The 23,201-nt window shown below is 62.1% G+C and carries 19 protein-coding genes; 6 read left to right on the forward strand and 13 right to left on the reverse strand.

The window, feature by feature from the left end; translation table 11 throughout:
• Positions 1–168 precede the first annotated feature (168 nt).
• Positions 169–3,477: a type ISP restriction/modification enzyme gene (locus tag BUA05_RS06355; RefSeq protein WP_211277611.1), complete on the reverse strand. Its 3,309-nt coding sequence runs from the start codon at positions 3,475–3,477 to the stop codon at positions 169–171.
• Positions 3,478–3,547: 70 nt separating this feature from the next.
• Between BUA05_RS06355 and BUA05_RS06360 the strand changes: the two genes are divergently transcribed.
• The 4 genes from BUA05_RS06360 to BUA05_RS06375 all read left to right on the forward strand — a co-directional run bounded on the left by BUA05_RS06360 (position 3,548) and on the right by BUA05_RS06375 (position 6,251).
• Positions 3,548–3,847, forward strand: coding sequence for a hypothetical protein (locus BUA05_RS06360; protein WP_072673826.1), 300 nt, complete (start codon positions 3,548–3,550; stop codon positions 3,845–3,847).
• A gap of 297 nt (positions 3,848–4,144) precedes the next feature.
• A complete protein-coding gene (locus BUA05_RS06365; protein ID WP_084662499.1) occupies positions 4,145–4,711 on the forward strand; it encodes a hypothetical protein in 567 nt (188 codons plus the stop codon).
• On the forward strand, positions 4,711–5,061 hold the full coding sequence (locus BUA05_RS06370) for a hypothetical protein (protein ID WP_072673827.1): 351 nt from the start codon (positions 4,711–4,713) through the stop codon (positions 5,059–5,061). Before BUA05_RS06365 ends, BUA05_RS06370 begins: the two co-directional genes overlap by 1 nt.
• Positions 5,058–6,251: a hypothetical protein gene (locus BUA05_RS06375; protein ID WP_072673828.1), complete on the forward strand. Its 1,194-nt coding sequence runs from the start codon at positions 5,058–5,060 to the stop codon at positions 6,249–6,251. Before BUA05_RS06370 ends, BUA05_RS06375 begins: the two co-directional genes overlap by 4 nt.
• Here the strand turns inward: BUA05_RS06375 and BUA05_RS06380 are convergent.
• From BUA05_RS06380 to BUA05_RS06390, 3 genes are all read right to left on the reverse strand, one after another.
• Positions 6,198–7,010, reverse strand: coding sequence for a hypothetical protein (locus BUA05_RS06380; protein ID WP_072673829.1), 813 nt, complete (start codon positions 7,008–7,010; stop codon positions 6,198–6,200). The genes BUA05_RS06375 and BUA05_RS06380 overlap by 54 nt on opposite strands.
• 508 nt (positions 7,011–7,518) lie before the next feature.
• Positions 7,519–11,025 (reverse strand): DEAD/DEAH box helicase, encoded by a 3,507-nt coding sequence (locus BUA05_RS06385; RefSeq protein ID WP_072673830.1) that lies wholly within the window; start codon positions 11,023–11,025, stop codon positions 7,519–7,521.
• Entirely contained in the window at positions 11,009–11,785 is a 777-nt protein-coding gene (locus tag BUA05_RS06390) for a Hachiman antiphage defense system protein HamA (protein ID WP_072673831.1), read from the reverse strand. The genes BUA05_RS06385 and BUA05_RS06390 overlap by 17 nt, the downstream gene beginning before the upstream one ends.
• A gap of 313 nt (positions 11,786–12,098) precedes the next feature.
• Here BUA05_RS06390 and BUA05_RS06395 point away from each other — a divergent pair, with 313 nt between their 5' ends.
• Positions 12,099–12,434 carry an excalibur calcium-binding domain-containing protein gene (locus BUA05_RS06395; RefSeq protein WP_084662500.1) on the forward strand — a complete coding sequence of 112 codons (336 nt, stop codon included), beginning with the start codon at positions 12,099–12,101 and terminating at the stop codon, positions 12,432–12,434.
• Between the two features lie 7 nt (positions 12,435–12,441).
• Here BUA05_RS06395 and mobF read toward each other — a convergent pair whose 3' ends face one another.
• The 4 genes from mobF to BUA05_RS06415 all read right to left on the reverse strand — a co-directional run bounded on the left by mobF (position 12,442) and on the right by BUA05_RS06415 (position 18,975).
• The gene (mobF, locus tag BUA05_RS06400; protein ID WP_072673832.1) at positions 12,442–15,354 is read right to left on the reverse strand and encodes a MobF family relaxase; all 2,913 of its coding nucleotides are present in this window, start codon (positions 15,352–15,354) and stop codon (positions 12,442–12,444) included.
• Positions 15,355–15,399: 45 nt separating this feature from the next.
• Positions 15,400–17,751: a type IV secretion system DNA-binding domain-containing protein gene (locus BUA05_RS06405; protein WP_072673833.1), complete on the reverse strand. Its 2,352-nt coding sequence runs from the start codon at positions 17,749–17,751 to the stop codon at positions 15,400–15,402.
• Positions 17,741–18,070, reverse strand: a complete 330-nt coding sequence (locus tag BUA05_RS06410) for a hypothetical protein (protein WP_072673916.1) — start codon at positions 18,068–18,070, stop codon at positions 17,741–17,743. Before BUA05_RS06410 ends, BUA05_RS06405 begins: the two co-directional genes overlap by 11 nt.
• A 683-nt stretch (positions 18,071–18,753) precedes the next feature.
• On the reverse strand, positions 18,754–18,975 hold the full coding sequence (locus tag BUA05_RS06415; RefSeq protein ID WP_072673917.1) for a hypothetical protein: 222 nt from the start codon (positions 18,973–18,975) through the stop codon (positions 18,754–18,756).
• A 342-nt stretch (positions 18,976–19,317) separates the two neighbouring features.
• On the opposite strand from BUA05_RS06415, the gene BUA05_RS06420 reads away from it, so the two are divergent.
• A complete protein-coding gene (locus BUA05_RS06420; RefSeq protein ID WP_072673834.1) occupies positions 19,318–19,581 on the forward strand; it encodes a DUF6437 family protein in 264 nt (87 codons plus the stop codon).
• A 68-nt stretch (positions 19,582–19,649) separates the two neighbouring features.
• On the opposite strand, the gene BUA05_RS06425 is transcribed toward BUA05_RS06420, so the two are convergent.
• The 5 genes from BUA05_RS06425 to BUA05_RS06445 all read right to left on the reverse strand — a co-directional run bounded on the left by BUA05_RS06425 (position 19,650) and on the right by BUA05_RS06445 (position 23,184).
• Positions 19,650–20,048 (reverse strand): single-stranded DNA-binding protein, encoded by a 399-nt coding sequence (locus tag BUA05_RS06425; protein WP_072673835.1) that lies wholly within the window; start codon positions 20,046–20,048, stop codon positions 19,650–19,652.
• 268 nt (positions 20,049–20,316) lie between these two features.
• Positions 20,317–20,586, reverse strand: a complete 270-nt coding sequence (locus BUA05_RS06430; RefSeq protein WP_072673836.1) for a hypothetical protein — start codon at positions 20,584–20,586, stop codon at positions 20,317–20,319.
• A 292-nt stretch (positions 20,587–20,878) separates the two neighbouring features.
• Positions 20,879–21,826, reverse strand: coding sequence for a DUF2493 domain-containing protein (locus BUA05_RS06435; RefSeq protein ID WP_072673837.1), 948 nt, complete (start codon positions 21,824–21,826; stop codon positions 20,879–20,881).
• 280 nt (positions 21,827–22,106) lie between these two features.
• A complete protein-coding gene (locus BUA05_RS06440) occupies positions 22,107–22,835 on the reverse strand; it encodes an RES family NAD+ phosphorylase (protein ID WP_072673838.1) in 729 nt (242 codons plus the stop codon).
• Positions 22,807–23,184, reverse strand: coding sequence for an MbcA/ParS/Xre antitoxin family protein (locus BUA05_RS06445; RefSeq protein WP_072673839.1), 378 nt, complete (start codon positions 23,182–23,184; stop codon positions 22,807–22,809). Before BUA05_RS06445 ends, BUA05_RS06440 begins: the two co-directional genes overlap by 29 nt.
• Between the last annotated feature and the right edge of the window lie 17 nt (positions 23,185–23,201).

Consider the following 23,201-nt stretch of genomic DNA (forward strand, 5'->3'; position numbering starts at 1 on the left):
TCACCGACATACCGGTCATTCCCGGATCATGTCTGCGTCGTCGAAACCGGGCATTCATCCGCGCGGGCGATGATGGCGAGACCGAGGCCGGTTGCCAACTGTCCTTTATCGTTTCAGTTCGCTACGATCTTGCCAGTCGCCGCAAGCAACATCGCCATGTGCACATTGCTATAGTTTGCTCGCCGGGATGAGCGGGCCGTCGCAGATACGCTTGAGCAAGTCTGCCTGCTTGGGTTCCAGTTCGACCAACAGCGCCAGAACGTTGAGCACGTTGATCAGTTCGCTGGTGTATTCGGGCTGCCAGCGGTCGGGCTGGATATCGCCGAGCGGGGACGGAGGGCGCTTGTCGCCGATCAGGGGGCGTTCGCGGTCCTTCCGGCGATAGCTGAACCACTGACGCAGCACCTGCTTGCCCGAAACCTCATAGGCCCAGACTGCGGGCGGGACGTTGTCGATAAAGCCCGTGCCGACCAGCAGGCGGCGCTTTGCCGCATCGTAGTCCAGCGTGTCAGGGAAGCCCTCTGGCGTCGAAGGGATTGCGCCGTCCTTGGGGATGACCGGGCCATTGTTCGCCACTCGGGGAGGCTGTGGCGGGTCTTCGGTGGCGAAGCGTTCGCCGAAGGTGTGCAGCCGGACCACTTCGCGACCCAGCTTTGCAGCTTCGGCGAACAGCGCCGCATCGGCGGTCAGAGGGACACGCAGGCCGGGACGGATGAGATCGTCGGCAAAGCTAGAGGTGTAAGCCGGGTGAGCGAGCAGCGCGGCGACATAGGCGAAGACATCGACCGAATCGACCGGTGCACCGAATGCCTTGGCCAGCAGCGCGACGACGGCGGGAGAGACATTGGATTCGGTTGCATCGGCGTTCTTCCAGAGGGCGAACACGCGGCCACCAAACGATCCCTTGTATTGGTGAAGGTCCGGAATCAGTGCTGTTGTTGAGATCGCTGGCCCTGACTTCGGGCTGTGCGCCATGAGCGCAGAAAAATAGATTTGCTTGTCGCTGTGGTTTTCCCACAATCCGGGGTTTGGCTGGTTGATGACACGCGCATCTGGCAAGATGAATTGGCGGTCAAAAGAACGGAAACCGTATCGAATGGGAGCCTCACCTGCGAGAGCGCGACGCGCCAGAACGCGCAGCTTCTCGACATCATGATCGACCTGCTTCGGGGCGTCTTCCACCGAAGTGAGCAATTCACGTTGTGGCCACCACAGTGCCTTGCCGGACTTCCCTATATGGCGATCACCGGGCTTCCCGTTGCGCATATGGGGCTGGAACAGCATTGCACGCTTCTCAGCCTTGGACTCGTCGATCAACCGTTTCCAACGTTGCTTCAGCGACACTTCGTCAGGTGCGATGATCCATGTGCGGCCGGGCATCACGCCCGATCCGCAATCGTCGATCACAGAGTCGAGTGGCGCAAACGCTCCCCAACCTTCGCGCAGTTCTGGAAGGAACGGCGCACGTGCATCGGACGGACAATCGCTCCATCCCTTGTCACCAAGCGTGACTGTTTTCAGCTCAGCGAATTTCTCCTCACGCCGCCCTTTGGCCAGCGCACGGTAGCGCACTCTTGCAGCACCTTCGCCAGGTGTGCGTGAACGGCTAGCGAGCACAATGCAGACCGGGTGCTGCACACCTTGGAATATGCGTGTCGCCACTTCCGGCTGATGCCCTTCAGGCGAACAATCGATCACCCAGATATCGTCGCACTGGCTGCGCAGATCGGCGCGCATCTTCTGGAAACCAGGGCCGTTGAGGAAGCCAGAAACGGTGATGTAGCAGACCATCCCGGCGAGCTTTTCTCCGACCGGCGGCTGCTTGTCGCGCCCGCCCGCGCCTTGCTCGAAAACCTTCCACGCTGCCCAACGCCAGAAGTAGATGTAGAGGTTGCGGAGGTGCTTTGCATGCGTCCCAATCTTCCACGCCTTGGGTGGCTGCCAGTCGTTGAGTGGCGCACCCTTGTTCTTGTTGCCGCTCTCGATCCACGCACCCTTGCCCTTGGCCTTTTCCTTGTAAGGCGGGTTGCCGATCACCACGGTGATCGGCTCGCTTCGCTTGACCTTGTTGGCCTCGGTTCGCGACTTGGAAATCTCGCGGTAGATTCCCTGTCCGCTTTCGATATCGGCGTAGGGATCGCCCAGGGTATCGGTAACGAACAGGCGCGGTGTAGCGTCTGCGCCAATTTCCAGCATTTCCGCCAGTAGGCGAAGCTGCGCCACAGCGAACGCGCCGAACTGCAATTCGAAGCCGATCAGTCGCCCGGCGACATCTTCCATCATCGGCGCTACCGCGCCGGGACCACCATGGTTCGCCTCAATGGTGGCTTTGATCCGCTCAATCGTGCCGAGAAGGAACGTGCCCGATCCGGTGGCAGGATCGACGATATGCACGTCCTTGCCGGCCAGCCCATCGGCGATTCCAAAGCGCTGGCTTTTCAGCGCCTCGTCGCACAGCCGCACCATCGTGCGCACCACTTCCGGCGGGGTATAGTAGCTGCCGGTCAGCTTGCGCAGCCTGTTGTCGTAAACCTCAAGGAAGTTCTCGTAAAAATAGAGCCAGGCCTCGGGATCGCCCTTCGACACCTTGGCCCACGAAACCTCATCGAGCACGCGGGTCAGCGTGTCGAGCGCGGGGCCAAGGTTGAGATCCTGCTCGGTCAGCAGCCGCAGCGCCGTGCCGATTAACGTATTGGCCTTGCCCAGCTCCTTGGCCACATGATCCAGCCCGCCTTCGAGCGACATGTCTTTCGACTTCGCCATGAGCAGCCCGAAGGTGACCGCCTGTGCGTAACCATCAGCGAACTTGTCGTCATCCGCATCGGGGAACAGCAGCGCTTTCCAATCGTCCTTGAGGTCCGTCAGCTTGGCGTTCTTCTCCGAAGCATTGAGCTGTTCGAGCACTTCGTCGCGCAGGAAGCGGCACAGACGCGCGGAGACGCGGGCCAGCTCGTTCGCACCCTTTGGAGCGATCGGTTTCCACGTCAGGAAATCGTTCAGCAGAGGCAGAAACACTTGCGGCGCGGTGAGCTTTGCGCCCGCATGTTCGACCCCGCCATCGAGGTGGACTATCTGCCCGACCAGCGCCCCATCGCGCCAAAGCGAAAAGCTGTCGCCGTCAGTGTAGAGCAGGTTGGGCAGCGCCTTCAGCTTATCCCATTGCTCCTTGTCATGGCCGGTCTTCCACTTGCGTGGATCGGCCCCCTTGCCCGGAGCTTTCACTTCGATGAAGCCGACCAGGGCATTGTTGACCTTCACCGCATAGTCGGGCCGGGTGCGCAATTCTGCGAGCGAGGTTTCCCCGGTCATCACGAGATTCTTCACCGCAGGATTGAGGATCGCTGCAATCTGCGCGAACAGAGCTTCAAGCGGTGCGCGCAGCTGGTCTTCCGGCTGGCCGTCACCACCAGCCAGCTTCGCACTGGCCGAAGCGCCAAATTCTCCCACAGCCTTTTCGATGGTGTTGGCTTGCGTCACCCGTTACCTCCAGTTCATATTGTCATCTGGCACAGGGCGAGCGATGCCCGCAACGGCTTTGGATAAGTAAATGGCGGAAGAAACTGGCGATCTGTTCGGTGGACCGGCCCAAATGGGTCTGGATCTCGGCGATTCCGCGCCCGCGCCGTCCTATGAGCCCGATCGTGACGAAGTACGCCGCGAATTGCAGGAAGTATTGGCCGAAGCCCGAAGTGCCAAGGACCAATGCCCATGGGACGAGCAGACCCTGAAGTATCACAAGGTCGTCTTTCCGCAGATGGCGAACTGGTTGCCGGAGAATGAGCGCGATCAGTTGCGATTCGAATTCGCACAGGAAGTCGAACGGATCGAGCTGTTGCTAGCGGCCTGACTGGTTGTGGGTCCATAGCTGACTATCGGCTTGTGTGCGCGCTGGGGAGCAGCCGGACCTTCTAATTTGTAGCACATATGATCCCAGCCCTCATCTCGCTTGCTTAGAGACATCCCTTTGTGATGCTCGTATTTACCAGAAATGCGATGATGGGGTTGGTCGCATGACCGCCCGAGGGCTTGGACGGTGGTTCAGTGGCCTGCCTGACCCGTCCACAGCACACGCGAAGCTCTCGTAGAGACCCTTGACGGATCGTTGCAACTCATCTATCTCACTTTTATGAGTGAGGATTGTGAAATGATTCAATACCCGATGCTGGCCAACCCCGCTGGCAGCACAACGCTGGCTGGTAGCGCCATGGGACGGCAGATGCTTGCCCAGCTGATCGAGAAAACGATGCCGGTGTCCGAGCCCACCCTCGCATTCCTCGATTTTGCCAAGGTCGACATCGCGACGGGGTCGTTTCTTCGTGAGGCTGTCATGGGCTTCCGCGACTTTTGCCGCAACGCGGCGGGCATGATCTATCCGGTAGTCGCCAATGCCAATGCGACCATCGAGGAAGAGCTTGCGACCTACCTTCGTGGTCGCAACGACGCCATTTGGGCATGCACACTCGACACGGACGGCACAACCACCGATCCGCACATCCTCGGCGAGCTGGACTCCGGGCAGATGAACACCATTCAACTTATCGCCGCGCATTATCCGATTTCCGCGCCGGACCTCGCCAAGCTCCGCCCCGACGACAAGATCGGCACGACCGCATGGAACAACCGGCTGGCGACGCTGTCCGCCAAGGGCATGCTAAAGGAAGTGCGCCACGGTAAAGCCAAGCTGTTTAGCCCTGTAATGGAGGCGATCTGATGGGTGCTGATTTTATCCGCGAACAGTCCGGCCAGCCTTGGCGCAAGCGCTGGAACAATGGCGTGGACCGGCTCAAGGAACCGGGGCTGTTCGATGTTCAGTTTGGGGCGCAGCAGCGCACCATTACGGCGGACATCGACCCCGGCATGAGCGTGCAGGCTGGCGACGAGCTGGTGGTGCAGTGCGGGTCTGGCAACGCCATGGTGTGTCGGGGGCAAAGCCGCATTGGCGTGGTGAATGGCCTGCCATCCGACATGCACACATCCATTACCGAATGCGGCGGTGTCGCCCTTGGGATCGTCGAACGGGTCAGTCTGTTCGGCAACAGCGCGGAGCTTCGTTTGCAATGAAGAATGCCAACAACCACTCGCTGCCCCGCCTCGTGCGCAATGCGCAGAGTCTGTGGGACGATGCCGCGACCATGCCTTGTTCGTTGGGCTGTGTGACCTGTGTTGACCGCCCTATCTGCGGTGGTGTCCATAATGGTGCCAGCTTCTTCGACTGCGGCGATTACTGCCGCTGCAAGGACAAGGATACCTGTGACCTTGTTTGCCGAGTCAAGCCGAAGCAGTTTGTGGAACGCTTGAGGGAAGTCGGTGGGCTGGAGTTCGTGAACGTGCCCCGGGCTCAAGTCGTGCCCATCGAGGCACTGCCGCCGATGGTCCCGTTGATCGATCATGCCACCGCGCGTGTCGGCACGCTCAATTCTCCGATTGTGGCGCTGCCGCTCTATACGCTTTTGGACATCGACGCGGGCACGCTTCGCTATCCCGACCGCGCGGCGTTGAGCCAGAAATTCGGTATTGACCCGAATGCCCGGCTGGTGGTTTCCGGGGTGGCGCGGGACAGGAAGATAGAGCGCTACTGGGCGGCAAAAGACAGGCCTGCCATGCTTCAGCAGCTGGCAGCCCTCGACATCGCGCTGATCACGCCTCCCAATTTCAGCGTGCTGACCGATGTGCCACGCACCGATAACTTGCATGCCATGAAGCGTATCCTGGTAGCGACGATTGAGATGATGCAGGCAGGGCTGCCGACCGCCTTGCATCCCAATGCGCGTACAGAACGGGATTACGAGCGCTGGGGCAAGTTGATCGCCCAGCGCCCAGAGATCCAGTATTTGGCCTTCGAGTTTGCGACTGGCGCTGGCCGTGGCGAACGGCTGGATTGGCATGTGGCGCAGCTGACCGCGCTTGCCGCCCGCGTCCCGCAACCGTTGGGGTTGGTGGTTCGTGGCGGCATGCGCGCGCTCGAACCGCTGCGGGCAGCTTTTGCATCGGTGACGATGATCGATACCGACGCCTTCACCAAGACCCGCTGCCGGCAGGAGGCGCAATTCCGGCATGATGGGAAGTTGGTATGGCACAAGCATCCCACCCCGCCTGGCGCGCCGATCGATGCGTTGTTGCAGCAGAACGTCGCGGCGCTCCACAGTCACCACATCATTCTGGCGCGCACGCACGCCGAAAAACGGCGCGGCGCTGCGTCAGAGGGCTTCCGCGCGCCAAATCGCGCTGATCGTCAGGCCCGCGAGGGCTGACGTATGACTTAGTCGCTGATCGCCATTGAGGGGATCATGCGTCGGGCAAAGCATGAGCGCGTGATCGCCAGAGCGGAAGCGAAGCTCCGCTCGGTCAGTCACCATGGACCGGCAAAGCTGTACGAATCCCTGCCCACGTCCACTTGCCGAAGGAAAACGCGACACACCGGTTTTGATGGCCTCGGCCAGCGCTGCCCCTGCATCCGGCAGATGCGCGTAGTCAGGATTTTGCCGTAGCGTCTCCAACACACCCATGCCGCGATCCGCCACGACAAACTCGAAGGAGTGATCCGTAACGGCATAGGCGACAAGCCCCGTGTGGGCTGCGCCACTATGCTCGTAGACATTGTCCTGCATCTCACCCATCGCCCCGATGAGCGACGCAACGAGCCCGGCGGGAAAACCCCGATTCTTCGCGGCATTCTCCGCGTGGAGCAGCCATTGCTGCCAGACCGGATCACTGGTCTCTACAGGATTTATAAGAGGAAGTGGGAAGGCTCCTGCCTGATCGCTAAAACCACCGCCGAACGGCTGACCCGTCGCCCATGCCTCACGAACGTGAGAAGCGAACGCCCCCGCGAACGAAATAGATTCGTACTCGCGCGGGAATTGCTGAGCACCTGCCAGCAACTCAATGAGCGGACCGATGCGACCCGAGCTCTCAATCATGATAGAACCGTGGCCCCGCAACCTTCCCTGCGCGGCCTCTCGCAAGAGATCGTCAACATCCAAGAACTGAGCCTGAAGGGCGCGCATCATTGTCCAATATCACAAGGACTTGGCGAACTCCTACCATTCTTTCAATCAACGATGGCCCGGAACTACTATGACCGCACTGCCACAGCAGCGATATTGCCTGCCAACGTGGTAACGGGGGCTTTCAGGCTAGTGAGTCCGGATAGTCCGCTGAATTCGCCGGTCGTCGAGGCGATACGTAGTGACGCCAATAGCGCAGCGGCGATATCTGGAATTGGGCCATGAGCCGACTGGCCGCTTTGGTAAGCCAAAGCGTGAAAGCGGACTCACTTTCGGGGAGCGGTGAAGCTGGAAAGACAGTAAATCCAGCGTCTGCGAGCCTTAGCGTCTTCTCTACGCAGCTCAGGCATTCAACACGATTGCGATCTGACCCGCTACAGCGTTGGTGGAAGCAGACATCCCCCGCCCGCAGCAGCGCCGGTGGGGTTCAAAGTTTTTACCTCATGGTTCCGCAGATCGCCGAAATGTCCCACTGCGCCTGTCAAGCTCATGGCCGAGACGCGACTAGTTGCTAGAGTGTCCAGAGATCCTCGGGCCCAAGATAGCTTATGTCGACACGGTCGGCCTGGTCGCTCACGTCCACCCGGGCCAGCCCCCGCCGCTCCGGATTGAGCGGTGCCTGCATGATTCCCAGCCTGTCGCCAGCTGCCGAGACGATCCACGGTTGTCCGTCGATATGATGGGCCCGAACTGCAGCGCCGGGCGCTGGTGGAACGCCCGCCCATTGCACATTGGCGTAGAACCGCCGCTCGGACCAAGTACGGCTGTCCACGGGCACGAACCCGTAAAGGAATTCGAGCCACATCGGCTTGGTTTCGGCGGTCGGCCAGTCCGGTAATGCACTCCACTCCGCGACACCCGGCGACCGCAACCAGGTTCGCAGCTGGTCCCCAGACGAAAAGGTCGCGCCGGTATCCTGGATGACTTTGATCGCCGCCACCCGCGAGTTGAATCCCGCCTGAATCAGCAACGACGCCGAGCGGACCATCGTGCCGGTTTCTACCGCCGGGACAGCGAGGCCCAGCTCATGGTCGTCAAGCTGAAAATCGCCGACAAGATCGTCGTTGGCAGTTGCGCGGACGCGAATCGACTCCATTGCCCATGGCAGCCGGTAGACAAGGCCGCCCTCAACGAAGCGGAGCGTCTCGCTTGGCTCGCCACCGATCGCGCCGAGCGGCTCCCCAAGCAGCCAAGCGCGCAAAATCAGCCGCCAGTTGCCGGGCAACGGATCGGGTGTGAACGGATGGAACGGGAATACCAGCTCGGCAATGGAGGTGATCGTATCGATCGCGCGATTCTGATCCCCGACGAGCAATGCCGCGTTGGCTGTGACCAGCAACTCATTGGTCTGGGGCGCGATCGCGTCGAGGGCGTGACCGGACTTGAGGCCTAGCCCGGCGAGAAAATAGCCCCGGCGCTGTGCTGCGGTCGATTGCGCCCATATCACCCGTGCCCGTGACTCGAGCATCTTAGTGAGCGCGGTCTGGCTGACGTCGCTCAACCGCTGGAGGCGGCGATGCCACAGCGACGACTGCAGTACCGTATCGAGCGTGGCCGCGATGTCGGCGTCGGCGACATCGAATTCGCCGATGAGGCTCAGCACCGCGGTGTCGAGCATCGCAAGTTGCTCCTCCCACGCCGCGAGAGCGCGTTCTCGCGCCGTCGGTGATTCTCCCGCAACTTCCGGAAACGTCCAGGCGGCAGCGTTGTTGGCGACATATTCGACGAGCTGGGTCACATCGCCACCGTGCAAGGCGTGCAGCCGCTTGAGCAGTTCAACTACCAGCCGGACCAAGCCGCTTTCCATGTCACGCTGGCCAAGGTCGTCGAGCAAGCCCTCCCACGCCTGCCGCTTACGGGCGACGTTGCCGAACATCGGATAGAGAACGAGCCCCTCGACATCGATATAGGCGCGCCCAGCACGTCCGATGACGTTCTTGAACTCGGACGCTTCGATACGCTCGCCGGCGCGGTGCAGCGCGAACATAATAAGCGCGGTCGCCGAGAGATTGAGCCCCTGCGCAAGCGTGGGCGAGGAGATGGTTACCTTCAATATGCCTTCGCGCAAAAGCCGCTCGATCTCTTTGCGATAGGCGGTCGGTAGCGCGCCATGGTGCAACGCGACCCCGAGCCGCAGGCATTTGAGGATGGCGTGGTCGGTGCCAAGCCATTCGGCTCCGAGCGCCAGCGCGATGTTGAGCCGGTTGGGGTCATCGACCAGCAAAGATGTCAGCGCGCCGCGTTCATGGAGATCAACGATGACCTCGGCGAAGGGTTCAACGCTACGTCGCTCAGGGCAATAAACCAGCACCGTCTGGCCGTCGCTAACGAGCCGCCACGCGGTAGCGAGGCACAGCTCGCGCTGATCATCAGGGAAAAGCCGCGTGCGTTGCCGCTTGGGCGGCACCCAGTTGGGCGGGGGGGCGCCAGTCAGATATGTCGGCACCCATGGGCGTTCCTCGCCGACGCGCAAGTTGAGTCTGGCAGTCTGGCCGTTCCACACGACCTCGCCGAACCGCAGCCTGGTCGGGCGCCAAGCGCTCTTGATCAACTCGCCCGGCGCATCGCGGCGCAACCAGTCGGCAAAATCCTCGAGCTGCGGTCCGTCAGGCAGGATCGCCGACAGGCAAACTATGCGGCGCGTCGCGGCATCGGCGCGCTTCAGCAGGCGTTGCACCTGTACCTCGTAGCGGACTTCGCGTTCGTTGAGGCCGATCATGTGACCCTCGTCGAAGATCAATAGGCCGACATCGTCGAGGAGGCCCGGATCATTGCGGAGCGCGAAATCGAGCTTCTCAGGTGTCGCAACTACGATGTTCCGCTGGCGAATGGCATCCTCATCGAGGCCGCTATCGCCTATGCTGCCGTAAAGCGCGGAAATGGTCTTGCCCAAGGGGCCGAACGTGCGTTGCAGAGTCGCTTCGGTTTGCGCCGAAAGCGCGCGCAGCGGCGTTACGAACATGACGCGCTTGCCTCCAGCGAGGCAGCGCAGAATGCAAAGCTCGGCGATCCGCGTCTTTCCCGCGCTCGTTGGCAGCGAGACGACGAGGTCGTCCAGCTGATCTGCCGCGCGCCCTGCGGCATCGATCTGTGAAGGCCAAAGATCGACCTCGGCGCGCGGCCGCCTTAGCAGTGAGGCGAGAAAAAGGGTTCGCAGCCTTTTCCAGTCTGGCGCGGCTCCGCCAGCCGGTTCAATCGGCACCAAGCGATGGAAAGTACTCTCCCACAGATCGCGCAGCAGGTGGATTGCCGCACGGAACGCCCACCATTGTGGAACTAGGTTGAGGTCGGCGGCGGCGCGCACTCCGTCACGCAGCATCGCGAGGCATTGCTCAACCAGCGAGGCGTCGCCGCGTTCGAGCGCCAGCAGATAGGTCGCGATCGCTCCGTAGAGTTGGTCGGTCAGCGCCAGGTCGACGCCGTCGATCAGCATGTCGTTGCCATCTGCGGCCACCCCGATGAGGTCGGCCGCGTCGACAGCCGCCGCAATGCCAGCGGCAAGCCGCTCATCGGTCGCGGCGCCGGACGCCTTGAACCTGATGACTTCGGCTTCGAGCGTTGTGAAATCGCGCCGTATCAGGAGACCCACGGCGCGTTCGAGGCGCGAAAAGTTATTGTCCGCAGCGACGATGCTGAGCAGCGAGAAGGCACGCGCCGAAAGTTGCGCGAGGTGATAGGCGCAAGCCGCCATGACGAAGTGAAAGTCGCGCTCCGCGCTGGCTCTATCGCCCTTTGCGATGACTGACTCGAGCGCCACCGCGGCCTGCTCGAAGGCGGACCGGGAAACCGCCGGGTCGCCTTCCATTTCCCGATTGCGCAGACCGAGGTCGAATAGCGCATAGGCATAGGTGGTGAGATCGTAGCTCAACTGGGGCGAAAAAGGCGGCGCGCCGGGCGGCAGCACCCCGTCGCGCCAGATCATTGCCCGCGCCTGACCGCGCGCGATCAGCCGCCCGCGAAAGCCGGCGGTCGCCGCAAGTTCGACCGCGGCACGGATCGCATCAGGGGTGGTTGGCATTGTCGATCACGCGATCATAGACGGCGGCGACGAAAGCGGGATGGCCATCGATGCGCAGCCCCACGCTCCACTGCGAATAGCCGCCCGCATAGGTTTGCAGCCCATTAGTCAGTATACCGTCCGGCGCATTGCCGGAAAAGGTGAAGAGCAGATGCCGGACCGACTGCGGCTGAATGCCGAGCTGAAAGGTCGTATTGTCGATCGCGTCGGCGAGCGCGTGATTTCCGTGCTCAACGAGGCGGGCCGAAATATAGCTCAACGCGTGCCCGGAGGGCAGGCCCGCGTCTTTGTCGAGGCCGGCACGCGCCTGCGTAACGACTTGCTCGGTCAGGTTCGCCCGGCTCTTGGCTTCGGTCTTCAGGAAAGTGAGCTGCAAGGTCGCCGGATCCTGCGCGATGCCGATTACATCCTCGCCGCGCATCGCCATGTTGCGGTGATCCTTCCACCGTAGCCGCTTGACCGGAACCTGATAGGTGCCCTCGGCGGCGATCCATTCAGTCGCAAATATCTCGCCAAGGTCCCCCGAGCGCATCGACTTGGTTGTGGGGAGCTTCTGCTCGATCATCGCTGCTGCGGCCGGCTTGCCGAGTAGCCGCAGAACCCGCGCTACATGCTCTTCGGACGCATAATGTCCTGGAATGGCTGCGGCAGTCGCGTCTATGCCGAAGGCAAGTTGCGCGGCAGTGCCGGTTAGCACGCGCAAGTTGTGCGGGCCGACTTGAGTGTCTGCGAAGGTGCACCAATGGGCAAGCTTGACCATCGCTATCGCTCCTTTCGCCGCACGAGTGCTATCTCGCTCGCGCCAGACGTGGCCGTTGATGGCGAGGTCGATTGACTGTACCAAGAACCATCTAATTTCAACTCGGTAAGGCTGAGAACGGTAGGCCGCACTGATCCCGTTAAGTCAATAGCAGCTTTAGGGGTTGGTGCGCATGCGCATAGACGACCGCAATTAGGACGCAAAGCTACCATTCCATCCGCAAGAGCGTGAGGCACAATGCCGCCAAAATCCACCTCCTTACCGATATTCGGCGGTTTGTGTTATCCCGCCATAAGAATTGGGAGAGTCTACAATGGGCACTGCTGGGAGGAAGCGAATCAATCGCAGCGCCACACCAATTCTGGCCTTGACCGCTTTAGCGGCTCCTTTCCTGACTGGCACAGGCTTCGCCCATCCTGGTGGTCTTGCCGCTGACGGTTGCCATAATGATCGAAAGAATGGTGGCCGCCATTGCCACCGGGGACCGGGTTCTGGTGAGTCAAGCCAACCGCAAAGAGCGCCGAGTGGCGATGTCTATTATCCCAATTGTACCGCGGCCAGAAACGCAGGCGCTGCACCGGTCCGTCGCGGCCAACCTGGGTACGGGCCTCACCTCGACCGCGACGGCGACGGGATTGGATGCGAGTAAAATTCGTTCAGATCCCGAAATCCAGCGACTTGCTCTTGCTCCGGGTCAGTTCCTTGTCTGCCTTGTTGGCTTCTTCCGAGTTGGGTTGATCGACTGCACTTCCCTTCTCGGCCGCCGACTTCAGCCGCGCCGTCACCTCGATCGCCGATGCTTTCTCGCCTCTGTTGCGCGCGATGGCTGCTCCCAGCTTGTCCGAGCTGTCCACCACCAGTGTCAGGTGATCCCTCAGCCGGGTCACGGTGACTAGGAAGGTCTGCTGGTTCGAAAGGTTTCGCTCGCGGCTGTCCATAACCGCGATGCCGCGATCCGATGTCAGACCCTGGGCCATATGGGCATTTAGGGCATAGGCGAGATCGATCCGCTTCAGCATCGGATCGCCTTTCGCCAACACGACCTGTTCGCCTTTCGATGTCTCGACAGTGACCTTACCCCCTGCAATCGCAATTACCGAAGCCTGGTCGGCGTTGAAGAGCCCGCGACGATGATCGTTCCTCGTCCAGCGGATCCTGTCGCCTTCATGGATTTCCAGTTTGCGCGGCTCGAGCAGTGCCAGGTGCTCCCCGCCCTTGCCTGACCTGATGCGCGCCGGATCGAACCGAAACCGCTTGCCTCGCGCGTTTTCTACCTCGACAAACTTGCCCAGCCGATCCGGTCCGCGGACGCGGTAGTCGCCGGGCGCAAGGCCGAGCGCCAGTTCCTTCTTCGCCACTTCGAGAACTCTGCCCCGCTGGTAGACCGAGAGATGACGCAGTTCCTCACGTGTCGTATTGACGCGGTCGAGAACCTCCAGCCTGATCTTGCCGGGACCGATCTCGCCGTTGGCAACCAGCCCCTGCTGCACAGCCTCGTTGACCGCCGAGCGGATGCGGCGGCCCGAGGCATAGATCGACGTGCGCTCGCGCTCTGCCTTGTCGAGCGCCAGCCAGGTTTCGGCGGCAACCAGCGCGCCATCCCCTTTGGCCTCGATCGTGTGGGATTTCAGGCGAACGAGTGCCTTGCGCACATCGCCCGCCTGCGCGGCTGCCTGAGCCTCGCGGATGACGGGATCGCGGGCGCGCAGGTTGGTGTCCATCTCGGCGCGCGCGATCCCGGCGCGCTGCAGCAGCGCGAAAGGTTTTCCCGCATCGACGGCGCCAAGCTGCTTGCGGTCGCCCATAAGGACCAGGCGATGGACACCGGCCAGATTGGCGAGACGGACGAGCTTGTCCTTGTCTTCGTTCGACACCATTGAAGCCTCGTCGAGCACAAGCACATGGCCCTTGAGGGCCGTGCGCGCTTCTGTGCGAAGCGCGGCATTGGCAGGATCATCGAGCAGGCGCTTCCAGCCCCCGAGGAAGCGTGCAAGCGTCTGCGATGCGATGCCCGTATCGCGCTCGAGCATCTGGACGAGCGTGTTTTGGATAGCGAGACCGATGACAGGATGCCCCTCTTCGCGCAGCACGTCAGCGACGGGCTTCAGGACGCTGCTCTTGCCCGCACCGGCCACCCCCTGCACCGCGACGATCCGGTCGCCGGACGCAAGAACAAGCCGTGCCGCAGAAAGCTGCCCCTCGTTGAGCCTGAACCCGTGGCCGAGTTCGGCTGACGCCTGGACCCGCACCTCGGCATCCTTTGGATCAAGCGTGGCATGACTCTCGCCCTTGCCCGCGGCGACTTCGGCGAGAATTCGCTGCTCGGTCTCGAGTGCTTCGCGCGACGCAAGCCAGCCCTTGTGCTCGCCTTTTCCGGCCAGGAGGTGACCCGAGCGAACCAGCGCACGGGCGCGCTTTTCGACATCGGCGATCGTTGCCGGAAGCCCGAAATCAAGCGCAGCCTTGTAGAGAGCTTCACGCGGGAATGCCGCCTCGCGCTGCGACAGGTGCCGCACCGCCGAGGCGACCGCCTGTGCAGCCGCGATCGTTTGGCGGTCTTGCTTGAGAACGGAAGGGGGTACAAGCGGATCAGCCGGGTCCCCGCGAACATGGGCCACAAACATGTCCAAGAGAGCACGTCCGCGCTCGACCAGCGAACCGAACCGCGTTCCCTCGATCGAGTGCCTGAGCGCACGCACATGCGCCTGCTCGACCAGCGAAGCGAGATCGAGGCCGATCGACGTGGCAGTCTCACCCCACAGCCGGCCGAGGGCCTCGCGATCCTCGATCCCATCCTTGCTGGCGCGGGTGTCCAGCGCAGCTATCCTTCCCGCTTCGAGGCCCGTCCCGCGCCGCGCATCGAGCACTTCCTGGCGACGCGTCGAGAACGCCATGACCTCTTCGCGCGCGATCCCGCGCGCCTCGAAATTGCCGTGCTTGAGTGTGGGACCTGGTTCATACCCGAGCTTCTCGACCGCCACGCGGAAGCGCGCCATGGCGACCGCATTGAGGGTCGTGTTGAGCTGCCATAGCCGGTCGTTCTTGAGCGTCCGCCACTTCCCATCGCGCCCCTGTGTGACATTGGCGATGACCGCGTGGAAATGAAGGTTCGGTTCCTGATTGCGGTTAGTGTCGTGCTGGAACAGGCCAATCGCAAGATTGCCCGTGGGCTGCGTGATGACCTTGCCGCGTGCGACCACGCGGGTCTCCGAAGCGTTCCTTTCGGCCCATTGAAGCGCCTCGATCACAGCCTCGCGGTAGGCGGCAATGATCCGCTCGTCCTTGCCGACGAGCGCCAGCAGCGACCAGCTCTTGGGGACCGAGAAGGTGAGGTCGGTGCCCGGACGGTGCGCCTGGCCGGGATTGCCGACCGAGCTTCCGTCCGGAAGCTCGCCGCGCAGCAGGGCGTCGAACACCCGGGCCTCGACCTTGCCGCCAAGACCCAGCTTGCGCGCACCTTCGCCCACCCATTCCCCCGAACGATCGGCATCGGCGCTGGCGTAGTAATTGTCCGACGCAAAGTAGTTTGCCGCAGCCGAGGGCGAGCGGACATTGGCAACGGATAGCATGACAAAGCATCACCTTCTGCATCCCTTCCCCTCCCCTGGTTTGCGCTACATGTCCGGATCGTAGTCCCCGAGGTCGTGATCATGACCAGGGTCTCGATCTGGGTCGGGCCCTTGTCGCGCCGCGCCGCCCAGCAGCGATCGCTGCTGCTCTTCCTGCATCGCCTGGTCCGCCTTGCCGCGCGCATCAACCGCGCGCTGCCCGGCCTCCGGATCGGGTAGATCGACCCTCGGTGCTCCGACATCCGGACCATCCTTGCCGGTCGATCTGGTGCCCTTCCCCGTTAGCGGCAGCTCGGATTGGGCAGGCTTTCGGGCAACGCCGTCGGTCTGCTTGCCGCGTGCTTTGCGGCCCCGTGGACGTTCGTCGCTGGCTTCGGGATTGTGCGCGGTCTTGGAGTGACGCCGGTTGCGCACCGGTTCACGCGCGGCATCATCGCGTGTCTTGCCCCGCTGCCGAGCGGGAGGGTCCTGCTTCTCCGTGAGACGGCGCGGATCGCCATCGTTGTCGCCGGATTGTGTGGTGGCATCGGAACCGGGCTGATGGCCCTGTTTCTCGCTTCCCGAGGCTCGATCGACCGGCTTTCGGGCAACTTTCTTCGCCTCGGGGCGAGCGATGAAGCCCTCGGCGACCCGCGGCCAGTTGCGCGGTCGCAGGACCACTGGAGCGGCCGGGAAGCCTTCGGGAAACTTGATGAAGCCGTGGAGGTTCTTCAACTTCATAAGCTCATCCGGCAGGAGCAGCGGGACGACCTGGCGGCGGGGTGTCAGACTGACGGCATCGCGCGCATTGTTGTAACCATAGCTGTACCCTTCCTCCATTTCGCGAACCTCGCGGTGACCGATGACATCCGAGCACCATGTGGCGGTCTCTCGATCGGCGGTGCCGAGGATCAGCTTGGTGCGTGCGAGCGAAGAAAGGGTCATCGCCATGTTCTCGCCGTAGACGTCCTTGAGCTTGGCAAAGGCATGGATGCCGGTGACGATCGCCCCGCCGTAATTGCGCGCAGTCTGGAGCCCTTTCTCGAGAGAGGGAAGGCGGTGCAAAGCTCCCAGCTCGTCGATCAGGAACCACAGCCGAATGTCGCGCGAGCGGGGGCCGGCCATGAGCGTATTGATCGAGGTATCGAGCCATAGCGTGAGCAGCTGCGAGAGCATGCTCATGTCGACATAGCGTGCCGAAAGGAACAGCATCGAACCCGGTTTGCCGGCCCCGCCAACCCACTCGCGAACCGAGAACGGTATGCCCTCGTCGGGGAGCATCTGCAGCGCCTTGGCATTGACGTTGAACACCGCACGCACCGATTCCGCCATGCGTGCCGCACTCGGAGTGCTGATCGGCCCCGCCATCGTGTCTTCGAGCAAGCGGTGCAGGTCGGACAGATCGGCGTTCATCAGTTCGTGGGCAAGTGCGGCATTGGTGCCTCGCCCGGCTTCTGCGAGCTTCAGACAGGTCTCCACGAACAGCGTGCGCGCGGCCAGCACCCAGAACTGTTCCGCGCCGCCGCCGTCATGCGGGACCAGCGATTCCGCGGCAGCGTGGAATTCGGCTCGGGTAGAGCAGTCGTTGAACACACTCCAGGAGGGGCAACGCACATCGAGAGGATTGAGGATGACATCGCGCTCCGGGTCGTAGAACGTTTCGATGAATGCACCCGTGAGGTCGAACACGACAGCGCGTTCTCCCCTCTTGCGGATCTCCGATGCAAGCTCGGTCAGTGCTACGGTCTTGCCTGTGCCGGTGGTGCCGACGAGCATGGTGTGGCTCTGTTCGAGGCGCCAGGGCCAGCTGATGCGGGCGAGATGGGCAGGACTGTAGAAGCCTGCTTCCCGCAGCGCTGCAGTACCGGCAAGGCGCCATTTCCACCCCATCGCATCGCCATATTCTCGGGCGCGCGCGTCGCGGTTGTGACGGGCGATCTCGCGCTCGAGGTCGCGCAAGGTCGCGAGCTCCGCACCGCGGACATGCTTCTTCTGCTTCGACTTCTCGCCGAAGCGTTCAGCGACCCACCAGAAGAGCGCGAACAATGGCACAAGAATGAAACCGGACAGCGTCAGAGCGCTCGTCAGGGCACCGCGGAAGATGGCCACCGCTTCGCGCATCGGCGGGTAGTCGGTCACGACCGAGATCGGAAAGGCCAACATGGTCCCGTCGCCCAGCTTCAGGTTCACCAGTTTGTCTGGATCGAACTCCATGAAGCTATAGGCGGAGGCATAGACGTGCATTCCCAAGAGGTAGATCTGGTAGTCATCGAGGGCCCCGCTCAGCTCCCACCAGGCGAGCCCGACGACAACCAGCACCGTGACGAAAAGCGGTCCTTTGAGGCCCGCAGCGAACATGAAGCCGAAGTGTCCGAGGAGCTGGCTACCGCGGGTGAAGTTGACAAGATTATGCTTCATCACGGCCTCCCAGTGGTTGGGGTGCAACGATGCCCAGACGTTCGAGGCGGCGCTGGTAGGCAGCGACCGTCTTCTCGCGCAGATCGGCGTGCGGATGGTGCGTGAGCAAGGCATCAAGCGCGACAGTAATGAAGATGTTCTGGCGCACCGGATCGGTCGCCGGTGTCTTCAGATCACTTCCCGTGGCCCGCTCCCAGGCATCATAAATGCAGTCGCAAATGACAATGCTGGAACTGATGCGGCGCTCAAGCGCCTGATCCCTGATCCAGGTTCCGATCAGGGGCGTGACATAGGTCACAAAGCGGTTATCTCGATACATGATTTCCAAGTTCCTTTGGTAAAAGAACCTGGCTCACTCTTCGAAAGGCAGGGACCACATTAGGCCGGCGGCAGGGGTGTAGGAAATCGAAAAGTTCTCTATGCTTTCCAGAGAGTTCGTCTTCTCCGTGCCGAATCGGACCGGTGACGGAACACGCTGGACCGCTACTGGCACAGTAAAGACAAAGGAGAATTCCTGACGAATTGTTCGGCGATTTCCTGCTCTTACGATGCAGCACCCGCTGCGTACGGTGTGCCAATTGCGTTCCCCCATCGCGCGGTGGTCTCCGGCCATGATGCCCGTTCTCGACCTGGAGGCATTTGCCTCTGATTGTCTTTGGAGCGCGAGCACGTGTGAGGGTCGGGCAAAACCGCCAACATCCCGATGATGAAGATGCCCCGAGACGGAAACCGCACCCCCGATAAGGTGGCGGCAAAGGAACGCGTGCGGGGCCAGGGACCGGGGCAAAGTCGGTCCCGCCGCCTCGCGCCGGTCCGACCCGTCGCCAGTCGGGAGTGCATGCGGGGCCCGGAGCAAGGACGCCGCACCCTCAGGAGCGCGAGCCACTGGCTCGCGCGGGACAGAGTGCGTCCCCAGCCCCGCTCCGCTTCGCGTCCCAATCCCCATTCCTGCGACCATGAAAAAAGGCAGGAACCGTTACCGGCTCCTGCCCTTGTCGGTGGTCAGAATTCGTCGAGCATTGCCCCTTGGACGGTGTGCACCACCCTATCGGCCATGTGTGCCGGAAGAGCGTTGTAGTCACCCTCGTCCAGGGCAAAGTAGCCAAGATCGTCGTCCTCGACGATGTGCTGATCGAAGAAGCTGTGCAGTGCGCGGCGTTCGGCAATCGCCAAAGCCTCGAAGTAGCTGTTCGAGTTCGTGTCAAACTGAGCAAGTGTAGCCATGATTTCCTCCTGATGTCTGTCGTGAGACGACAGGAGGACGGCGGAGGGGTGTGCGGCTGGCGGGTCAGGGATCGCCTGCAAGGCGACCGCGTTAGCGGCGGTGGGGGCAACGATTTTGTCGGACCGGAGCGTGAGCGAAGGGGAGGCAAAATGGTGGGGCCCCGCCGTCCTTGACGCGCCGGCCGCACGCCCATCACCATCGCAAGACCGTGAGCCAGGCCCCCTCCCCGCCTCTTGCAGTGCGCAAGCGATCTGCGGTGCGAATTCACTTTCCTACAGGTCGGCTGAAAGTCCACAGCCCCTGCGGGAGGATTATCCGAGGGGACGAAGAAAGGACACGCAATGCCGTCGAAACGAAACCCCATCGAGGCGCTGAGAAAGCTCGAAGCCGACCGGCTGGCGATGGATGAGCGCAAACGGGAACTGGAAGAGCAAGCCGCGCTTGAACTCGGGCGGATCGTACTGGGAACCGGCCTCGAAGCGTTTTCCCGCAAGGGTCTCGCCCGGGTCGCGGTAACTCTGGGAAAACTTGGGGAGGAAGCCGCGCTGCAACGTCTGGGGCTGGTCTCGCCTTCAGCTGGGCAATCCAAGTCTTCAGCAGCGTAGTAGCACAAGGAAGGGGCCCTGTCCGGTTAGGACAGGACCCCTTCGGGAGGCAAGATCGAGGGGAGAGTTCAGTCGATCTCGGGAGCGTCCTGATTGTCGTTGTCGTCACCGCTGCCGTTGCCGCGCGAGAGGAAGTCGACCTTGTCGGCGAGGATCTCGGTGCCGTAGCGCGTGACCCCGTCCTTGTCCTCCCACTGGGTGTAGTGGATGCGGCCCTGGACGCTGACCAGCTGGCCCTTGGAGCAGTACTGCCCGACGGTCTTGGCGAGGCCGTTGAAGCAGGTCACCCGGTGGAACTCGCTTTCCTTGGCGGTGTAGCCGTTCTCGTCCTTGTAGGTCTTGCCGTCCTTGTCCCGCGCAGGGCGATCGGTGACGACGGTGATCCCAGTGACATTGGTGCCGCCCTTGGTCTCGCGGGTGTCGGGATCGCGGGCGATGCGGCCGGTAATGATGGCGATATTGGTCATGATGGTAGTCCTTCAGTTCCTCAAACCGGAGACCATCTCCGGCTTGCGAACATCTGAAAGAAGCAGGGCATGGGAGGGCTGCACCGCAGGGGCAAAGCTCCAAGGGAAACCTGTTCCTGGCGGGTGGTGCGGGCAGGCAGCGCAGCTGCCAACACGGCCGGCAAAGGAACGGGTTGCTGTCCTCAGCTGACCTGCTTTACGGACTGTTCGCGAAGAAAGCCGGATGGGTATCGGGTGCAGGTCTGAAGGTGCCAAGACCATGCTGCAATCAGCTTACCCCATCGCCCTCTGATGCCGCCAGGAGATCCATGAAGTTGCGCGCGGCGTTCCGATCTTCCTCGCTCTCGAACGCCACGTCGAGATCGGGGGCGGACCCGAACATATGCAGGAACGACCACAGGGCAAAGCGCTTGCCCCGATCTTCCTCAAGGCCGAGATCGACCCGGCAGTGCTCGATGCCGGCTGTAAAGGTGTCGGGAGCAACGCCGGAGAGGTCGGTGGTGGCAAAGTAGCGCAGGAGCAGATCGTCGAGTTGCATGATTTCCTTGTTAGCTCTGGGCAGGAAACAAGAAAACTCCCAACGCGTGCAAGAGATCATTTCGCAAGACTGCGCGACGACGAATTTGGTCAAAGTCGGCACCGTTAGGCGCTCAGTCGCCTATCAAGATCTACCCTTCAAAGCGTATCTATTCGGCTCTGGCGTTTTCATACTATCGACTCACGGACCCCTTTTGATATGGTCGTCATGCGACCCGAAGGGCTCGGAGCAGCAATGCAAAGAGTTCTCTCCTATTGGGCGGCCTTGACGGGCCGCCCTTTTTTCGAAGCGATCACTGGCTTCGGCTCGCAGCAGGATAGGAGCCGAGCGGACCGCGCCGATCGACAAGAGTTATGCGCTGCTTCCTCGCCTCGATCACGAGGCGTTCGGTGACGCCATTTCCCGGAAATGCAACGACGTAACGGGGCGCAAGCGAGAGCATCTGCTCGTTGCGCTTGAACCCGGCACGGGCACCAAGACGGCGGTCTAGCGTGAAGGTCAGCTGCTGGACGTCGTGACGCTCGGCCCAAGAAGCGGCGAGCCTGTCTGCACCCTTACCGTCTCCGCCATGGACGAGGTAAAGATCGGGTACGGCATCGCGCACCTTGTCAAGCGTCGCCCAGATGTTGTCGGCATAGGTCCTGGCATCGGCATCACTGTCGAACCTCATGCGGCCGCCAGCGAAGACAACCGGTGTGCCCTCTGGAGAATGCGCTGCCTGCCTGCGTTCGGCTCTCGCGCGCAGGAAATCGCGTGCATCGATGACAGCAGAGGTGAGGTTCTTCGAGTGGCTTGCGCGTGATCCGGAAACTGGCTTCCATGAGGATCCGGTTTCGTCGCGGTAGAGCAATGCCGCCACCTCGCGCATCTGCTCGAAGGCCTGCATGCTCGCTTCTGCGGACTGTGCGCGCAAGGTCTGTTCCTCGAGATTGGAGGAATGAATTTCGGAACCATCGGCGGAAGCCAGGAGAGCGCGGATTTCATCCGAGGCCCGGTCGAGCTGTCCGGACTTCCGGCTGGCCGCACGGTGGAAGAGATTGACGAAACCCCAGGCGAGGTCTTCGGCATCGGCCGCAAGGGCGGTGTCCGCCAGGAGAGCAAAGAGATCGGACCAGACCGCGCCAAGCGTCTGCTCGACTGCCGCTTCGCAAGGAAAGTCTGTTTGATCGAACGGGGCGGGCGTGACACTGAACCCCGCAAGGTCGAGCCCGGCAAGCTGGCTGGTGAAACTGTCATACATGCTGTGATCCTCCTGAGATCGGCGAGGACCGGCGGAAGGAATTTCTGCCGTGGCCTGTTCGCCGTGCCCGCAAGGGACCGGGACAAGGGCATGCCGCACCGCGTCAGCGGGAAACCCCGCAAGGCAAGGCTGGCGCGGGCCACACGGGCCGCAGCCTTGCGCGGGTTGCGGCGAGCCCTGGCCGGTCCAGGGCACGGGAAACCAGCGAACAGGCCAAGCCGGGAAGTCGGAGGGACGCTGGAGCGGTGCTGGAGTGATCCCGGAGGAATGTTGGTGTTGCTCAGGCGAGCTTCGGGAGGCCGAACTGTTCGGGCGTGAAGGTCAAGACTTCGTTATGCGGAAAGGCCGCTATAGCAGTAAGGCGGTTTCCCTCGTGCCGCAGGTGCCAGCCCCGGCCATGGTCGGGCTCCGCTTTCCCGAAACCGGCAGGATCGAAGAGGGCAAGATTGATGCCATCGGGATCGCGTGCAGAGCGCGCCCAGATGCCCTGCCCGTTTGCCTCGCGCACCGCAGCAGCAAGATCCTGACAGTCCGAGTAGTCATCAGGATCAAGCCACTGCTCTGCGTCAGCATCGAGCGGCGGCCGGGTCGTATCGAGGAGGCGAATAAGCGACACGGGAACCGAGAAGCTCAGATGTTCGCTGGTCCGGTTGCCCGGCACGAACCCGGGTGAACGGCTGAAGAACCTGAGGCGCCAGTAGGCTGTCTCGGTGATCGCTGTGCTTTCGGCCTCGCTTGCGTAAAAGATTCCGGGCCTTTCGCCCGCACGGCGAAAGCGACTGGCGACTGTGTGCCCATAGCGAAAAGGTGACGCGAGGAGATAGTGAAGCCCGCGTGCGGATTTTGGGAGATCGGGCTTGGCATCGTCAGCCAGTTCCTCGAGCCGCTTCTGATCTGCCAGCTTCACGGTCAGCCGGTTGGTCGAGATCCGATGCTGCGCCTCGACGACACGCCACACGGTCCTTCGGTAGCGCCGGAACTCAGACGCGAGCGCGGTGGGCGTCCACATAGTCGCATACTGTGATGAGGCCCTTGAAGCTCTCGATGAGCTCGAGCGGCGGCGCATCGAGATCGAGATTGGTGGTGGTGAGCCAGGCACGGGCCGACAAATCGTCGCTGCCAAGAAGGGCGTCGAGCGAGCGGAACAACCGCAAGAGGAATTGCGCGGCTTCGAACGACTTGCTGGCCGGATCGAGTTCGGCCTTGCCTGATCGCAGCCGCGAGGCGGTCGATTCCGACACACCGAGGATTGCCCCGAGCCGGGGATTGGTGAGCCCCCAGAACTCGGCGATCCTCGCGACTGCGGAGGTGAGTAGCTTGCCGTCGTCCGGCTGGAGTTGGAGTGGCTGGGTTGCCAATGAGCTATCCTTTCATT

The organism is Erythrobacter sanguineus, assembly GCF_900143235.1.
GTDB classification, from domain to species: domain Bacteria; phylum Pseudomonadota; class Alphaproteobacteria; order Sphingomonadales; family Sphingomonadaceae; genus Erythrobacter; species Erythrobacter sanguineus.

Bases quoted from the DNA above. Each gene is read 5' to 3' on its own strand.
- BUA05_RS06410 (WP_072673916.1), bottom strand. From the start codon at position 18,070: ATGTATCGAGATAACCGCTTTGTGACCTATGTCACGCCCCTGATCGGA.
- BUA05_RS06385 (WP_072673830.1), bottom strand. From the start codon at position 11,025: ATGCCAACCACCCCTGATGCGATCCGTGCCGCGGTCGAACTTGCGGCG.
- BUA05_RS06365 (WP_084662499.1), top strand. From the start codon at position 4,145: ATGATTCAATACCCGATGCTGGCCAACCCCGCTGGCAGCACAACGCTG.
- mobF (WP_072673832.1), bottom strand. From the start codon at position 15,354: ATGCTATCCGTTGCCAATGTCCGCTCGCCCTCGGCTGCGGCAAACTAC.
- BUA05_RS06440 (WP_072673838.1), bottom strand. From the start codon at position 22,835: ATGTGGACGCCCACCGCGCTCGCGTCTGAGTTCCGGCGCTACCGAAGG.
- BUA05_RS06415 (WP_072673917.1), bottom strand. From the start codon at position 18,975: ATGGCTACACTTGCTCAGTTTGACACGAACTCGAACAGCTACTTCGAG.
- BUA05_RS06405 (WP_072673833.1), bottom strand. From the start codon at position 17,751: ATGAAGCATAATCTTGTCAACTTCACCCGCGGTAGCCAGCTCCTCGGA.
- BUA05_RS06375 (WP_072673828.1), top strand. From the start codon at position 5,058: ATGAAGAATGCCAACAACCACTCGCTGCCCCGCCTCGTGCGCAATGCG.
- BUA05_RS06435 (WP_072673837.1), bottom strand. From the start codon at position 21,826: ATGTATGACAGTTTCACCAGCCAGCTTGCCGGGCTCGACCTTGCGGGG.
- BUA05_RS06420 (WP_072673834.1), top strand. From the start codon at position 19,318: ATGCCGTCGAAACGAAACCCCATCGAGGCGCTGAGAAAGCTCGAAGCC.
- BUA05_RS06430 (WP_072673836.1), bottom strand. From the start codon at position 20,586: ATGCAACTCGACGATCTGCTCCTGCGCTACTTTGCCACCACCGACCTC.
- BUA05_RS06395 (WP_084662500.1), top strand. From the start codon at position 12,099: ATGGGCACTGCTGGGAGGAAGCGAATCAATCGCAGCGCCACACCAATT.
- BUA05_RS06370 (WP_072673827.1), top strand. From the start codon at position 4,711: ATGGGTGCTGATTTTATCCGCGAACAGTCCGGCCAGCCTTGGCGCAAG.
- BUA05_RS06380 (WP_072673829.1), bottom strand. From the start codon at position 7,010: ATGATGCGCGCCCTTCAGGCTCAGTTCTTGGATGTTGACGATCTCTTG.
- BUA05_RS06425 (WP_072673835.1), bottom strand. From the start codon at position 20,048: ATGACCAATATCGCCATCATTACCGGCCGCATCGCCCGCGATCCCGAC.
- BUA05_RS06390 (WP_072673831.1), bottom strand. From the start codon at position 11,785: ATGGTCAAGCTTGCCCATTGGTGCACCTTCGCAGACACTCAAGTCGGC.
- BUA05_RS06360 (WP_072673826.1), top strand. From the start codon at position 3,548: ATGGCGGAAGAAACTGGCGATCTGTTCGGTGGACCGGCCCAAATGGGT.